Source organism: Rhizobium sp. BR 317, from assembly GCF_047445835.1.
In the GTDB taxonomy this organism is placed as follows: domain Bacteria; phylum Pseudomonadota; class Alphaproteobacteria; order Rhizobiales; family Rhizobiaceae; genus Rhizobium; species Rhizobium paranaense.
Genome location: NZ_JARWLB010000013.1, coordinates 17,952 through 33,128 on the forward strand (window position 1 = coordinate 17,952; position 15,177 = coordinate 33,128).

17 protein-coding genes are annotated in these 15,177 nt (G+C 59.1%); 7 read left to right on the forward strand and 10 right to left on the reverse strand.

Going from position 1 to position 15,177, the window contains the following annotated elements; genetic code table 11:
• Positions 1-4: 4 nt before the first annotated feature.
• The 10 genes from QD357_RS20085 to QD357_RS20130 form a co-directional block, all read right to left on the reverse strand.
• Positions 5-985 (reverse strand): type II secretion system F family protein, encoded by a 981-nt coding sequence (locus QD357_RS20085; protein ID WP_107106589.1) that lies wholly within the window; start codon positions 983-985, stop codon positions 5-7.
• Positions 986-1,005: 20 nt separating this feature from the next.
• Positions 1,006-2,013, reverse strand: a complete 1,008-nt coding sequence (locus tag QD357_RS20090) for a type II secretion system F family protein (RefSeq protein ID WP_107106588.1) — start codon at positions 2,011-2,013, stop codon at positions 1,006-1,008.
• A 10-nt stretch (positions 2,014-2,023) separates the two neighbouring features.
• Positions 2,024-3,505, reverse strand: a complete 1,482-nt coding sequence (locus tag QD357_RS20095; protein WP_107106587.1) for a CpaF family protein — start codon at positions 3,503-3,505, stop codon at positions 2,024-2,026.
• A gap of 81 nt (positions 3,506-3,586) precedes the next feature.
• The gene (locus QD357_RS20100; RefSeq protein ID WP_107106586.1) at positions 3,587-4,858 is read right to left on the reverse strand and encodes an AAA family ATPase; all 1,272 of its coding nucleotides are present in this window, start codon (positions 4,856-4,858) and stop codon (positions 3,587-3,589) included.
• Positions 4,859-4,895: 37 nt separating this feature from the next.
• Positions 4,896-5,612 (reverse strand): CpaD family pilus assembly protein, encoded by a 717-nt coding sequence (locus QD357_RS20105; RefSeq protein ID WP_107106585.1) that lies wholly within the window; start codon positions 5,610-5,612, stop codon positions 4,896-4,898.
• Between the two features lie 55 nt (positions 5,613-5,667).
• A complete protein-coding gene (locus QD357_RS20110; protein ID WP_107106584.1) occupies positions 5,668-7,167 on the reverse strand; it encodes a type II and III secretion system protein family protein in 1,500 nt (499 codons plus the stop codon).
• A 14-nt stretch (positions 7,168-7,181) separates the two neighbouring features.
• Entirely contained in the window at positions 7,182-7,994 is an 813-nt protein-coding gene (gene cpaB, locus QD357_RS20115; RefSeq protein WP_107106583.1) for a Flp pilus assembly protein CpaB, read from the reverse strand.
• 163 nt (positions 7,995-8,157) lie between these two features.
• On the reverse strand, positions 8,158-8,670 hold the full coding sequence (locus tag QD357_RS20120) for a prepilin peptidase (protein ID WP_107106582.1): 513 nt from the start codon (positions 8,668-8,670) through the stop codon (positions 8,158-8,160).
• 91 nt (positions 8,671-8,761) lie between these two features.
• Positions 8,762-8,944 (reverse strand): Flp family type IVb pilin, encoded by a 183-nt coding sequence (locus QD357_RS20125; protein ID WP_107106581.1) that lies wholly within the window; start codon positions 8,942-8,944, stop codon positions 8,762-8,764.
• Positions 8,945-9,030: 86 nt separating this feature from the next.
• Entirely contained in the window at positions 9,031-9,213 is a 183-nt protein-coding gene (locus QD357_RS20130; protein ID WP_107106580.1) for a Flp family type IVb pilin, read from the reverse strand.
• A 408-nt stretch (positions 9,214-9,621) separates the two neighbouring features.
• On the opposite strand from QD357_RS20130, the gene QD357_RS20135 reads away from it, so the two are divergent.
• From QD357_RS20135 to QD357_RS20165, 7 genes are all read left to right on the forward strand, one after another.
• Entirely contained in the window at positions 9,622-10,044 is a 423-nt protein-coding gene (locus tag QD357_RS20135) for a pilus assembly protein N-terminal domain-containing protein (RefSeq protein ID WP_107106579.1), read from the forward strand.
• Positions 10,045-10,203: 159 nt separating this feature from the next.
• Positions 10,204-10,839: a TadE/TadG family type IV pilus assembly protein gene (locus QD357_RS20140; protein WP_414124892.1), complete on the forward strand. Its 636-nt coding sequence runs from the start codon at positions 10,204-10,206 to the stop codon at positions 10,837-10,839.
• Between the two features lie 11 nt (positions 10,840-10,850).
• Positions 10,851-11,429, forward strand: a complete 579-nt coding sequence (locus QD357_RS20145) for a TadE/TadG family type IV pilus assembly protein (protein WP_107106577.1) — start codon at positions 10,851-10,853, stop codon at positions 11,427-11,429.
• 135 nt (positions 11,430-11,564) lie between these two features.
• Positions 11,565-12,785, forward strand: coding sequence for a phosphopentomutase (locus QD357_RS20150; RefSeq protein WP_107106576.1), 1,221 nt, complete (start codon positions 11,565-11,567; stop codon positions 12,783-12,785).
• Positions 12,782-13,750 (forward strand): adenosine deaminase, encoded by a 969-nt coding sequence (locus tag QD357_RS20155; RefSeq protein ID WP_107106575.1) that lies wholly within the window; start codon positions 12,782-12,784, stop codon positions 13,748-13,750. The genes QD357_RS20150 and QD357_RS20155 overlap by 4 nt, the downstream gene beginning before the upstream one ends.
• A gap of 123 nt (positions 13,751-13,873) precedes the next feature.
• Positions 13,874-14,503 carry a uracil phosphoribosyltransferase gene (gene upp, locus QD357_RS20160; RefSeq protein ID WP_414124893.1) on the forward strand — a complete coding sequence of 210 codons (630 nt, stop codon included), beginning with the start codon at positions 13,874-13,876 and terminating at the stop codon, positions 14,501-14,503.
• A gap of 149 nt (positions 14,504-14,652) precedes the next feature.
• On the forward strand, positions 14,653-15,177 hold the full coding sequence (locus QD357_RS20165; RefSeq protein ID WP_107106624.1) for a TIGR02281 family clan AA aspartic protease: 525 nt from the start codon (positions 14,653-14,655) through the stop codon (positions 15,175-15,177).

Sequence of the window (15,177 nt, forward strand, 5' to 3'; positions counted from 1 at the left end):
TATGTCAGAATTTATCCATCACCTGGATAGCCGCCGGGCCGAGGATAACGGCCATGAGGACGGGCAGGAAGAAGACGATCATCGGCACGGTCAGCTTTGGCGGCAGGGCGGCCGCCTTCTTTTCCGCTTCGTTCATGCGTTCGTCGCGGCCTTCCTGCGCCAGCACGCGCAGCGCCTGCGAGATGGGCGTGCCGTAACGCTCGGCCTGGATCAGAGCCTGCGTCACCGATTTGACGATTTCGATCTGCGTACGGCTGGCGAGGTTGTCGAAGGCGCTACGGCGATCCTGCAGGAACGAGAGTTCCGCCGTGGTCAACACCATTTCTTCGGCGAGCGGTGCCGACTGCTCCGCCATTTCCTCGGAGACGCGACGCATGCCTGCTTCGATGGAAATGCCCGATTCCACGCAGATCAGCATCAGGTCGAGCCCATCCGGCCAGGCGCGCTTGATGGATTTCTGCCGTTTGGTCATGCGATTGGAAATATAGATATTCGGCGCATAAAAGCCGAGATAGGCGGTGCCGATGACGCCAAGAAGGCGAAACGCGAACGGCTTGGCAGCGAAGTAGCCAAGGACGAAAACGAAAATGACGGCAACCATCAAAAACAGGAACGGCAGCAGAAAACGCGCCACCAGGAATATGTTCAACGCATTTTCCGAGCGCAGACCGGCCGCCCGCAACCGATTGACCGTGTTGGTATCGACCAAGGCCGTGCGGAGATTGAAGCGCTCGACGATCTGACGGACATTGCGGTTGTTCTGGCTGCGCAGCGACGCCTTGCCGCCGTCGGCCGTCAAGCGGGCGCGTTCCCGGGCGCGGATTTGTTCGCGCTCGGTGGAAACGGCCTTCATGCGCTTGTTGAGATCACCGCGCTCCAGGAAGGGCACGGCGATCGTGTAGAAGGTAGCAAAGACCGCAATCGCGACGAAAACGGCAAGAATCATGCCGGGATCGGTCAATTTACTGGCTAAATCGGAGGACATGGCTCGGCGTCTCCTTCCGGTTAAATCTCGAAATTGACCATGTTGCGCATGATATAGATGCCGACCGACATCCAGATGCCGGCGCCCCCCAGGATCAAATGGCCGCGCGGATCGGTGAAAAGGATGATCATGTATTGCGGCGAGGTCAGATAGACGAGCGTCGCGACAATGAAGGGCAGCGAGCCGATGATGACGGCCGAGGCTTTTGCTTCCATCGATAGCGCGGTGACTTTCGCCTTCATCTTCTTACGTTCGCGCAGCACGCGCGCAAGGTTGCCCAGCGCTTCGGACAGGTTGCCGCCGGCCTGCGCCTGGATGGAGATGACGATGGAGAAAAAGTTCACCTCCTGCAACGGCATATGGTTCCTCATGCGCGCGCAGGCGTCGGGCATGCTGAGGCCGACTTGTTGGGCTTCGACGACGCGACGGAATTCGGACCTCACCGGCTCGCGAGCCTCGCTCGCCACGAGCCGTACGGCGTCATTGAGCGGCAGGCCCGAGCGGATCGAACGGGTGATGAGATCCAGCGCATTGGGGAATTCATCCAGAAACTTGTTCTGCCGGCGCTTGATGAGGAAACCGATGACCCAACGCGGCAGGCCGAAGGCCGCGGCGAAGGGAAGGCCGAGTATGACGGCGAGCGGCGCGCCGACCAAGAGGACGACAAGCATGACGAAGAAGCCGAACAGGACGCTGAAGAGATAGAAACGCCCTGGCGTCACGGAGAGGCCGGCTTGCCCGAGGCGCATTTTCAGCGACTGCTTCTGTTTGGTGTTCTCCAACTGGCGCTTTTCCAGCTCCTTCAGCGAATCCTGCATCGATTTGCGCCGTTTCGACAATTCCTGTACGCGGTCGCGCGCCGCCTTGACCTTCGCGCGGTCGGTCTCGGCCGATTTGATGCGGTTGACGCGACCGTCGGTTTTCTTCTGCACCTCGATCCGGGAATAGAGAATGCCGTAACAGACAGCCGCCGCGGAGACGGCTGCAAGCACCACAATCAGAAGCACCATCGGATCGACACCGAACATCGGGAAAGTCCTATTTCGACTTGTTTTCCATTTCGTCGAGGGCAGTCGCCAGGCGCTTTTCCTCGTTGTAATAGCGGGCGCGGTCCCAGAAATTCGGCTTGCCGATGCCGGTCGACATATGCCGTCCGATGATGCGGCCGCTCGCATCTTCGCCTTCGATTTCGTACCGCATCAGATCCTGCGTGATAATCACATCGCCTTCCATGCCCATCACCTCGGTGATCTGGGTAATGCGGCGCGAACCGTCGCGCAGGCGGGCAGCCTGGATGACGACGTCGACGGAAGTTGAGATGATCTCGCGCACCGTCTTTGCCGGCAGGCTGAAGCCGCCCATGGCGATCATCGATTCCATACGGCTCAGGCACTCGCGCGGCGTGTTGGCGTGGATCGTGCCCATCGAACCGTCATGGCCGGTATTCATCGCCTGCAACAGGTCGAAGACTTCCGGTCCGCGCACTTCGCCGACGATGATGCGTTCAGGGCGCATACGCAGGCAGTTCTTGACGAGATCGCGCATGGTGATCTCGCCCTCGCCTTCGATGTTTGGCGGGCGCGTTTCGAGGCGGACGACATGCGGCTGCTGCAGTTGCAATTCGGCCGTGTCTTCGCAGGTGATGACGCGCTCGTCGCGATCGATGTAGTTGGTGAGGCAGTTCAAAAGCGTCGTCTTGCCCGAACCCGTACCGCCGGAAATGACGACATTGCAACGAACGCGGCCGATGATCTGCAGCAGCGTAGCGCCCTCCGGCGTGATGGCGCCGAAGCGGACGAGCTGGTCGAGCGTCAGCTTGTCCTTCTTGAATTTACGAATGGTGAGCGCCGGGCCGTCGATCGACAGCGGCGGGGCGATGACGTTGACGCGCGATCCGTCCGGCAAGCGGGCGTCGCAGATCGGGCTGGATTCGTCGACGCGGCGGCCGACCTGGCTGACGATGCGCTGGCAGATGGAAAGGAGCTGGGCATTGTCTCGGAAGCGGATTTCCGATTCCACCGTCTTGCCGCCGACTTCGATGAATGTCTGGCCTGCGCCATTGACCATGATGTCGGCGATATCGTCGCGGGCAAGCAGCGGCTCGAGCGGACCGTAACCGAGCACGTCGTTGCAGATGTCATCGAGCAGTTCCTCCTGCTCGGAAATCGACATCGCGAAATTCTTGATGGTGATGATGTCATTGACGATGTCGCGGATTTCCTCGCGCGCTGCCTCGGCATCGAGCTTGGCGAGCTGCGACAGGTCGATCGTATCGATCAGCGCGGAAAAGACCTGCGACTTGGTATCGTAATATTCTTCGGTGCGCGCCGGCCGGCGGCGGGTCGGCGTCTGCATCGAAGGCGGCGCCACTTGCTGGCGTTGTTGCGACCCCTCGCGCGCCGGCTCTACCAGCACGGTCGATGCCGCAGGCGCAGCCGCGGACGGTGCACGCGGCGGCGACGGCGGGGGCGTTACGCCGCCGCTTTTTGCAGGACCTTCATTTCCGCGTCTGCCAAACATGCCGTCGATCCAATTCTACGCTAGAGCATGATCTCAAAAATCCGAACCGGCCTTCGAACAAGATCATGCGACATCAAACGATTACTTCCGCTTCAGGAGGCCGAGCAGGCCGCCCTTCTTCGTCTTCTTCAGCGCAACGCGCCCGGTAACGATGTGCGATATCTGCGAGAAGGTCTCGGCGACCGGTGATCTCGGGTCGGTCTCCGAAATCATGCGGCCGCTGTTGGCGGCGTTGCCGAACAGATTGATATCGAAGGGAATGATGGCGATCGGATCGGTCTCCAGCGGCTCGCAGAACTCGGAGGGACCGATTTCCGGACGCTTCGGCATGCCGACCTGATTGAGGATGAGATGCGGTGCCTTGTCATTGGGGCGGAGCTTCCGCAGCGCATCCAGCATGTTCTTGGCGTTGCGCAGATTGGCAAGGTCGGGAGCCGCGCAAATCACKACTTCGTCGACGGCCGACAGCACAGAGCGGGTCCATTCCGTCCAGAGATGCGGCAGGTCGAGCACACTCACCGGCGCGCTGCGCTGCAGGACGTCGAGCACGGGCAAAAATGCCTGCCCGTCGAAATCATAGGCGCGGTCGAGCATGGAGGGAGCAGCGAGCAACGACAGGTGCTGCGAACATTTGGTCAAAAGACGATCGAGGAAAACCTCGTCGAGACGCTCCGGCGCATAGACAGCTTCTGCGATGCCTTGGGCCGGATCCTGGTCGAAATCGATATTGGCAGTGCCGTACGGCAGGTCGAGATCGGCGAGAATGGTCTCGGTCGAAAACAGGCTGGAGATGCCGAAAGCGCAATTATGCGCGATGGTGGACGCCCCTACCCCACCCTTGGCGCCGATGAAGGCAACGCTGCGGCCAATCGGTTCGGCATCGGGATCGACGAAGATGGCCGTCATCGCCGCCATGACATCGACCATGGCAACCGGCTGGACCATATATTCGGAAATACCGTTGCGGATAAGTTCGCGATAAAGGCCGATATCATTGTGATAGCCGACGATCACCACCTTTGTGCTGGGATCGCAGACGGCAGCAAGCGGCGCGAGCTCTGCCAGCAGATTACTCGGATTGGCCCGGGTTTCCAGGATGATCAGATTGGGCGTCGGTGTMGAGGCGAACATGTTTGCCGCCGCCGCCGTGCTGCCGCTGGTGATCCTGAGGCTGACCTTGGACATGCGCCGGTCATTGGCGCATCGGTCCATCACCTGCTGCATCTGCTCGCTTTCGCAAAAGGCGTGCACGGAGATGCGCGGCAATGGCCGCATGTTTTCGAGATCGCCCGCGCGGGGCGCATCTTCGGCCTCCACCTCGGTCTTTCTGATATCGTAATTGATAGCGCTCATGATTCTATCCTGTTCCGCCGGCCAGTTATCCTCATGCTCAGGAACCGCTAAAGCCGCCGATCGTAGCCGTGCTCGTTGGGGTAGTGCCGCTGCGGTAGCTGTCGATCACCTTGCTGCGCTGGTCGGCATCGATCGGCGTCATGGCGCGCGGCGCGATGAGGTCGGTCGGATTGGCGACCTGTGCTGCGAGGTTGTTTTGAGTGGCGCAGCCGAAATTGTAGTAGTTCTGATTGTCGAAGGCATTGGCGGACAGATCTTCCGGCCACTGGCCACAGGCATTGGTGGTCGCCGTCGTTGCCAAGAAGCGGAGCCTGATCGGGGCTGCATCGCCCGGGCCGCTGGTTTGGTAATAACTGTCGACGATGCGCGCCGACGGAATGCCGCTTGCGACAAGCTCCTGCCGGATCTGCCGGCGGAACGCAGAAACCCCAGGCGAATTGGCCGAACCGCTGGGCGCCAGGACTTCGATAGTGCCGGAAGCATGAGCTCTATAATCCTGCACGAAACCGCGAACCGTGTCGCGGGCGCCGGTCGTGATACGGCGATCACCCGCAACGACAGGAATGTCGACGTGATGCTCCTTTTCGGTCAGCACGATAGGATGACGCTGACGATAGTCGTCGGAAATCGCACTGGTCGTCATACCATCCGGCGAACCGGCACATCCGCTGACGGCGGCAGCCATCATGATCAGGGCCAGGGCTGCAAATCGCGGCTTGGTGATGCGGGGCGCATTGCGATCGAGGCTGGCCATTTTTCGGTCTCTCGTTGTTCCGGTTGAAGAGGGGTGCGTCATTGTCCGTCTCCCCTCACTTGTAGATAAAGCCGACGGTGCCGTGGAAATCGGCATCCGCAACCGGCGGCCCATCCCTGTGCCCGTAGATCTTGTTGACACGGTTCATGAAGAAGGCGGCGACATCGTTGCTCGGTGAGAAATTGTCGTCGGGACGAGCGAGTTGAGGACGCGCTACCGGCCGCACCAGATAAGGCGTCGCGATGATCACAAGTTCGCTTTCGTCGCGTTCAAAACTTTTTTGGCGGAAGAGTGCGCCGAGGATCGGGATCTTAGAGGCACCGGGGGTGCCGTTCGTGGTTTGCTGAACGCTATCACTGAGAAGGCCGGCCAGCGCAATGGAACCGCCGGAGGGCAACTCGACCGAGGTATCGGCCGCACGCTGGTTATACGTCGCGGTTCCCGCCGTGCCGACCGGATTCGACACCTGAGTCTGGATATGCAAGCTGATGCGTCCCGCCGAGAGAACCACCGGCGTGAAGGCCAAGCTTACGCCGTAGGTATAGGGCGTGATCGTTACAGTGCCGTCGCTGTTGGTCGTGGAGTAAAGCTGCTGACCACCGGAATTGAAGGTCGCGGCCTGCCCGGAGATTGCCGTCAACGTCGGTTCCGCCAATGTGCGTACCGCGCCGGCCTGCTCCATGGCAGTGAGATAGCTGCTGATATTGTATTTGCCGATCGCACTCTTGAAAAGGGCTGCGATACCACCACCGGCCGTGGCCGTGGCCGCATCACTGCTGACACTACCGAGTTGAGCGACGGTCAGGCCGGAGGAATTACTGACGAGATTGTCGAAGCCGATTTGCTTCAGCACGCTGCGCTTGATTTCGGCAACAGTGACCTTCAGCGTCACTTGATCCTCGCCCTCGATCTGCAGAAGGTTGACGATCTGCGACGTCTGGCGTGCTTCGGCAAAAAGCGCGACGGAATTGTCGCCGCCGCTAGCGCTTGCGGTTTCGTTACGGGTCGTCGCCTCACCGCCCTTGAGGAAGGCTTCGGCGAGCTGTTCGGCGCGCGACGAATCCTGCGGCGTACGAACTGTGCCAGTCATGACGATGTTATCAGAGACGATCTCGACGTTGATGTCGGAGTCCGGAATGAAGCGCTTGATATTGGCCTGAAGACTGGAAATGTCGCGCTCGATCTGGAGGTCGAGGCTGACGATCTCCTTCCCATCGGGGCCGAAGACGAAAATATTGGTCTGGCCGACCGTCTTGCCGAAGAGATAGATGCGACGCGAGGTACGCGTGACCGCATCGGCCATCTTCGGATCGGAGACGAGAATATCGTGGGCGTCCGCCGGCAGGTCGACCACCAGCGCCTTGTTGAGGCCGAGCTTCAGGGTGCGCTTGGTGCCGAGGCCGGCGATGGTGACGATGCTATCGGAACCGTCGGCCTTGGCCGTCGCCATGCGCAGGAAGGCCGGCGCCTCTGTGAAAGGCAGGCCGCCGAAAGCGACAGAAAAGGAGAGAGCCGCAAGCGAGAGGAGGCCGATCGATTTACTGGTCTTGAACATGATCCCGCCCCTTCTCATGGCGTCTTGGCTGCGGCTGTGCCGTTGGTGACGATCGAGCCTGATTTGATGACCTGAACGACGGCAGCGCCGTTATCTCCGGTCAGCAAGTAATCGGCGGCGACCGTATCCGGCTGCTGGGCATCGGCAACGGAGCGCAACGCCAGCGTCAGCCGGTCGGCCAACTGCTGAGCAACCGCAAGCACCTTGGATTGATCCGGCGTCAGCTCAAGCGTTGCGGTCGTGCCGACCACGGCCTTGGTGCCATCCTGCTTTTCCTCGACCTGCTGATCTATGGCGAGCACGCGGACATTGCTGAGCACCGTCTCGGTGACGAATTTCTGGGTATCGCCCTTGCGCACCATGATCACGTCGACCCGGTCATTGGGGAGAATGAAGCCGCCAGCGCCGGTGGCGACGGAAATTTCGGTGGCAACCGCACGTTTCCCCGACGGCAGCAGCGAGGACAGAATGTGGCTATTGGAATCGGCGACCTTCTCGTCGCGAATCGGTTCGCCTTCAAAGATCGGCAGACGGACGACTGCACCGCTGAGGTCCTTCAGTGCATCGGGACGTTCGGTTTCTGTGATGAAACCTTTGACGACGCCGCCCTGCGGCCAGGCCATCCAGTGGATCGACTTCTCATTCAGGCGCGCGCCGACCGGAAGATTGGCTTCGGCGACGAGCACATTGACCGTCGCTTCCTTCTCTACCACCGCTTCGATCTGCGGCACGACATTACGTGAGCCGGCCAGATGCATCGCCAGCAGTCCGGCAAGGCCTGCCGCGACAACTGCTACCGCGAGTATCATTAAGCGAGCGGGTTTCATGATCATTCCTTAGGGAATACGACTCTTCGCCCCGCAGAATGCTCAGGAATTGGTGTAATTATGGTTAATGGTATATTACATTTACAGTTATTTAATAATAACTATTAAAGTGATCTAAAATATAAAATTGGCAATACGCCGTTAACACTTAGAATTATCTAATTTAGATAATGTGCGAAGATGCTGCCGCGACCATAGGCGACGAGGGAAAAGCCAGGAAGCCGCCAATGGCGATGGCAATACCATAAGGGATCTTTTTGGCTACCAGCAGCGAGTTCGGCAGCGGCAGGCCTATGGCCATGATAGAACTCGAATGCGAGCGTATCACCAGAATGGCTATCGTCACCATGCCTCCGAGGAAGGCGACATAGACAAGGAAAGAAAGAAGCGACGGATCGAAGCCGAACCAGAGCGCCGATGCCGCCAGCAGCTTGGCATCGCCACCGCCCATGACGTTCAACGCAAAGAGCGCAAAGCAGACACAAAACACAATGGCCCCGCCGGCGAAATGCATGCCGATGTCAGCCCATGCCAGGCCGAGCAAGGGCGCAAGCACGATAAATGAGCCGAGCAGGATGAGTGACACCCGATTTGGTATCGTCATCGTAAACAGGTCGGAAAAGGCCGCGACCGCAAGGCAGAGCGGGAAGATCAGCAATGTTGCAGCTTCAAGCATCGGATGTCCCCAGCTTAACCTATAAAAGTCAAAAACCGCTCACGATATGGAGCGGTTTTCGAATATCTTACATCACTATACTTCCGCACGATTAATGCGCAGTGGAAGCGTTGTTCATCTTGTCGGAAATGCCATTGAACGTGGTGCTGAGCGTGTTGCCCAGGGTCGTTGCACCGGCAATGATGGCGACGGAGATCAACGCTGCGATGAGGCCGTATTCAATTGCGGTCGCACCGGATTCGTCTTTCAGGAAACGCGAAAAAAGCTTGGTCATAAGGTAGCTCCGCTCACTTAGTTGGCAGCACGCCAGCCAACTGTGCCGTTTTCGATCCAAACATGCCGCCGAGGCGCCGCAATCAATTAGTGTGCGGTAGAAGCGGCGTTCATTTTGGTGGAAATATTATTGAACACGGTGCTGAGCGTGTTGCCCAGGGTCGTTGCGCCAGCGATGATGGCGACGGAGATCAGCGCTGCGATCAGGCCGTATTCAATTGCGGTCGCACCGGATTCGTCTTTCAGGAAACGCGAAAAAAGCTTGGTCATAGGTAAACTCCACTCACTTTGTTGACAGCACGTCCGCCAACTGTTTGCCGTTGATCGGATGAGCTACACGCTAGCGATTGGCCGTTTCCATCGCTTTAAGGAAGTGGGTTAACAGATCGGAAAAACTAAAACCCAAATAGACTAGTTAACGTCAATTCATGTCTTTCCGCGCATTTTTAAAGAAAATCTTCAGCCTCCCGGCAATGATTAGGAGCTTGTATATTAGGATGGCATACGAATTGTTCCGATATATTACAACTCCCGTAGGGAAATCCCAAAATGGGAGAGGCCGAGATGCCGCTGCATCGGAATTGAACGAAAAGCCCTTCTCTTAATTGTTCATTCACCAATCTTTCTCATTCTATTTGGCAATCATTTTCGCCATCAGCTTTACGAGGCCCAGAGACCATGCCAACCCGCGGCAAAATAGCATTCTTTGCCTGCGTCGCCGCAACAGTGGGCCTAGTGCCGCAGTTTTCCCAGGCTGCGGATAACGGCATGCTGCGAGTCTATATGGACCATGCGCGCGTCTTGAAGCTCGATCGTCCTGTCAGCAAGGTCATTGTCGGCAACTCGCAAGTTGCAGACGCCACTGTCGCCGATCCAAAGACCATCGTGCTGACCGGCCGCAGTTTCGGCACGACGAACATCGTCCTGCTCGATTCCGACGGCAATGCCATCGTCGACGAACGTGTCCTTGTCTCGATCGACGAGGGCAATACGGTCCGCGTCTACCGCCAGACCGACCGCTCGGTGCTGTCCTGCACACCCAATTGCGAACAGCATGCCCAACAGAACAGCACTGCAGCCGCCGCATCCACCAGCCAATAGCGGCGATGCCTTCGGACTCACTTACATTCAGTTATACTTAAACAAAGCTCGGCTTTCTTAAATAAATCAAGCATCCCTTCAATATGAAGAGAGATGCGAAACGGATTATCAAGAAACCAGCTCTAGCTTAGCCCCAATTAAATCGCCACGGATTCCGGTATGATGCCAGATGACGATATTCTTGGGGGCAAGACTTTTGCACGGCGCCGTGCAGGTGGACGCGTGCGCGAATTGGTGTGCTCTCGCGACGGCACTGCCGCCATCGAATTCGCGCTGCTGGCGATCCCCTATTTCCTGATCATCTTCGCAATTCTGGAAACCTTCGTCGCCTTCACCGCCGAACAAGTTGTTTCCAACGCCGTCGACACGGTGTCGCGCGAACTCAGAACCGGGCAAATCACCTATAATCACAACGCGACGACCGATATGACCGCGGCGCAGTTCCGCCAGGCCTTCTGCAACGAGATCTCTGTGATCATCGTCTGTTCGGCGGCCGAGTTGGCGACGCCGACCAATCTCTATCTCGACGTCGAAAGCTACGCGACCTTCGCCGCTATGCCGACAACCGTGCCGCGCATGTCGTCAGACCCCTATTCTGATCTGAAGACGACGGGCTTCAGTTTTGCACCCGGCGGCGCCCAGTCGAAGAACATGGTGCGTGCCTACTATCGCTGGCAGGTGATGACCGACCTGCTGCGGCCCTATCTCACCACTATTCGGCCATCCGACGGTTMGATGCCGACGACCTATCTCATCGTCGCGACGGCGGCCTTCCAAAACGAGAATTATCCGTGAGGAAGGTTGCGATGGGTCTAAAAGAGCTGAGAGCTAAGCTTTGCGCTCCCCTGCGGCGCTTTGTTCGCGACGAGAAGGGCGTCGGCGCGATCGAATTCGCCATTCTCTTCCCCGTGCTGCTGATGCTTTATCTTGGCGCCTTCGAGCTCACCATAGCGCTCAGCGTCGAAAAGCGCGCCAGCCGGTCGGCCGGATCGATCGCCGATATCGTGACGCAGCAATCCAGCGTCAGCAAGACAGTGCTCGCCACTATGCCTTCGGTTGCCAGCGCTATTTTCACGCCCTACGACGCGACCGGCCTGACACTGAAGATCACCGGTATTCAGCTCGATGCAAGCGGCAACGCCACCGTTGCCTGGTCTTGGGCGCAGGACGGCAGCAAGCCCTATTCGACCGGCAGCGCCGTCACCGTTCCCAGCGATATCGATCTGCCAAGCACGTTTCTGGTGCGCACCGAACTCGCCATTCCCTATCAGCTCATCAGCTTCGGCTCGGATTTCCTGCCCGCCGGCAGCAGCCAGATCACCATCAGCCGCGAGTATTTCTATCGCCCACGCACCGACACTTCGGTCACCTGCAGCGATTGTTGAACAGTATCGTTGTGAATCCCTGCTATATTCTCCAGATGAACTGGAAATTGCCAAGTTGACGTCGCCGTTATATGGGTGACGTCCAATGCGCTTGACGCTGGACGTCGCGCATTGAGCAATCCTATCGGGTGGACCATGGCGCGCGCCTTTCTCTTCGTTCTTGATTCCTTTGGTGTCGGCGGCAGCCCGGATGCGGCCGCCTATGGCGATGAGGGTGCCGATACGCTCGGCCATATCGCCGAATTCTGCGCGGCTGGCGCCGCAGACCGCGAGGGCCTGCGTTCCGGCCCCTTGTCGCTGCCGAACATGTCAGGCCTCGGCTTGCTGGAGATCGCCAAGGCGGCGACAGGCCGCTATCCGGACGGCATGCCACGGCCGGAGAAGCTCTATGGTCTCTACGGCTGCGCCAATGAGGTGTCGCGCGGTAAGGATACGCCGTCCGGTCATTGGGAAATCGCCGGCACGCCCGTCATGTTCGACTGGGGTTATTTTTCCACCGAGGGCGACGCGTTTCCGCCGGAGCTGGTCGCGGCCATCTGCGAGGCGGCCGATCTCCCCGGCATTCTCGGCAACTGCCACGCATCCGGCACCGAGATCATCGCCAAATATGGCGAGGAACATATCCGCAGCGGCAAGCCGATCTGCTACACCTCATCAGACTCCGTCTTCCAGATTGCCGCACATGAACGTCATTTCGGCCTGGAACGGTTGATCTCTCTCTGCCAGATCGTCCGCACCCTACTTGATCCCTACAATATCGGCCGCGTGATCGCCCGGCCGTTCATCGGCGAGACGCAGGCGACATTCGAACGCACCGGCAATCGCCGCGATTTCTCCGTGCTGCCGCCAGAACCGACCCTGCTCGACCGTCTGGTCCAAGCCGAACGCACCGTGCATGCGGTCGGCAAGATCGGCGATATCTTTGCCCATCAGGGCATCTCCAAGGTTATCAAGGCCAACGGCAACATGAAGCTGATGGATGCGACGCTCAGAACCATGGACGAGGCAGCCGATGGCGATCTCGTCTTTACGAATTTCGTCGATTTCGACATGGTTTATGGTCATCGCCGCGATGTGGCCGGCTATGCGGCCGCGCTTGAAGCCTTCGATGCAAGGCTGCCGGAGGTGCACGAGAAGCTGAAGCCCGGCGATCTCGTCATCCTGACCGCCGATCACGGCTGCGACCCGACCTGGCGCGGCACCGACCACACGCGCGAGCGCGTGCCTGTGATCGCCTATGGACCGGGCGTTCGCTCGCGCTCGATCGGCGTCCGCCAGACCTATGCCGATATCGGCGAAACCGTTGCACGCCATTTGGGAATAGCGGCAGGGCCGCATGGAAGGAGTTTTCTGTGACATCGCATTTGAAGAAGGTCGAGCTGCACTGCCATCTGGAAGGTGCTGCTCCTCCGGCGCTGACGCTCGCGCAGGCACGGAAATACAACGTCGACACCAGCGCCTTCATGCGTGACGGTATCTACCTCTGGAAAGATTTCACCGAATTCCTCGTCTGCTACGACAAGGTCTCCGAGGTCTATCGTACCGAGGAAGATTACGCGCTGCTGACTGAGACCTATCTCGAAGAGCTTGCGGGCATCGGCACGATCTATAGCGAGCTGATCGTCTCGCCGGACCATGGCGACCGTATCGGCCTTGGCGCGGATGCCTATATGGCCGGCGTCTCGGCCGGCATTCGTGCGGCACAAGAAAAGAGCGGCATCGTCGCCCGGCTGCTCGTTACCGGCGAACGCCATTTCGGGCCGGAGCGCGTCATCAAGGCCGCCGAATATGCCGCCGGAAGCGACAACCCGCTGATTACAGGCTTCAATATGGCGGGTGAGGAGCGCATGGGCCGCGTTGCCGATTACGCGCGTGCCTTCGACATTGCCCGCGAAGCCGGCCTCGGCCTCACCATCCATGCCGGCGAAGTCTGCGGCGCCTTCAGCGTCGCCGATGCGGTCGAGCTGGTCCGCCCATCGCGCATCGGCCATGGCGTGCGCGCCATCGAGGATGCCGACCTCGTCAAGCGTCTCGCCGATCTCGGCACGGTGCTGGAAGTCTGCCCCGGCTCGAATGTGGCGTTGAATGTCTTTCCGGATTTCCCGTCGCATCCGCTGCGCAAGCTGCGCGACGCGGGCGTGCGCGTCACCATCAATTCCGACGATCCACCCTTCTTCCACACCTCGCTGAAACGCGAATACGAGCTGGCATCCACGTCCTTCGGCTTCAGCGATGACGAGATCAATGCCATGACCCGCACTGCGGTCGAGGCGGCATTTGTGGACGACGCCACGCGGGCATCCCTGCTCGCCAGATTATGACCGCATTATTTTTAGGTCGCCGACTGGGGATGACGTTCCAAAATGCGGCCTATTTTCTTGCACAAGAGGCGATTTCCGTGAAAGAAACATCCGATATCACGGAATTATTGGAAGGCTGAAACCATGGACGGCGTCACTGTCATCGATCACCCGCTCGTGCAGCATAAATTGACCATCATGCGTAAGAAGGAGACGTCGACGGGAAGCTTTCGCCGGCTTCTGCGCGAGATTTCGACGCTGCTTTGCTACGAAGTGACGCGCGACCTCGAACTGACGATCGAGACCATCGAGACGCCGTTGCAGCCGATGGACGCGCCGATCCTGGAAGGCAAGAAGCTGGTCTTCGCCTCGATCCTGCGCGCCGGCAACGGCCTGCTGGAAGGCATGCTCGACCTCGTGCCCTCGGCCCGCGTCTCGCATATCGGCGTCTATCGCGATCATGAGACGCTGCAGCCGGTCGAATATTACTTCAAAGCACCGGACKACATATCCGAGCGCCTGATCATCGTCGTCGACCCGATGCTGGCAACCGGCAATTCCTCGATCGCCGCGATMGACAAGCTGAAGGAGCGCGGCGCCCATAATATCCGCTTCCTCTGCCTGCTCGCCGCCCCGGAAGGCATCGCCAATTTCTGCAAGGCGCATCCGGACGTCCCCGTCTTCACGGCGGCGATCGACAGCCATTTGAATGAAAAGGGCTATATCGTTCCCGGCCTCGGCGACGCCGGCGACCGGATGTACGGCACGAAGTAAATCCCGCCGTCATATCTGCTTTTTTTGCCTGGCAGCCCCCAACTGCCGGGCTTTTTATTGATCTGTTTAGCGGCCTGTCAGCGAAGCAGTCTTAAACTGGCTGGATCGATGGGCTCGACATGGCGAAGCCCATGGGAAGGATCTCGCCGATGCTCGTTCGCGTTCTTGTGTTTGCCGGTATCATTGCCGCTGCGGCTACGCAGGTTCCCGCGTTGCTCGGCACGCAAACGGCAAGCAACGAAAGCTCGGCGCCMGCAGTCAAGGTTGCCGTGCCGCAGCAGCCTGCCGCGACGCCGGCGGCATATGGGAGCGTGTTGTTGCCCGCAGGCGCCGGTGGTCACTACGAGGGCGACTTCAAAGTCAATGGCCGGCCGGTGCATGGCATGATCGATACGGGCGCAACCTATGTGGCGATCAATGAGAGCACGGCCCGCCGGCTCGGCATCAGCGGCAGCGATCTCGATTATCGCTACACCACGCAGACGGCCAACGGCCCGTCCAAGGTGGCTCTCGTCAAACTCGACCGTCTCGAGATCGGCACGATCAAGGTCCGCGATGTCGACGCCGTGGTTGCGAAAGACAGCGCATTGAGCACGACATTGATCGGCATGAGCTTTCTGAAAAAGCTCAATTCCTATAGTGCCGAAAACGGCTCACTGCGTTTGACGCAATAA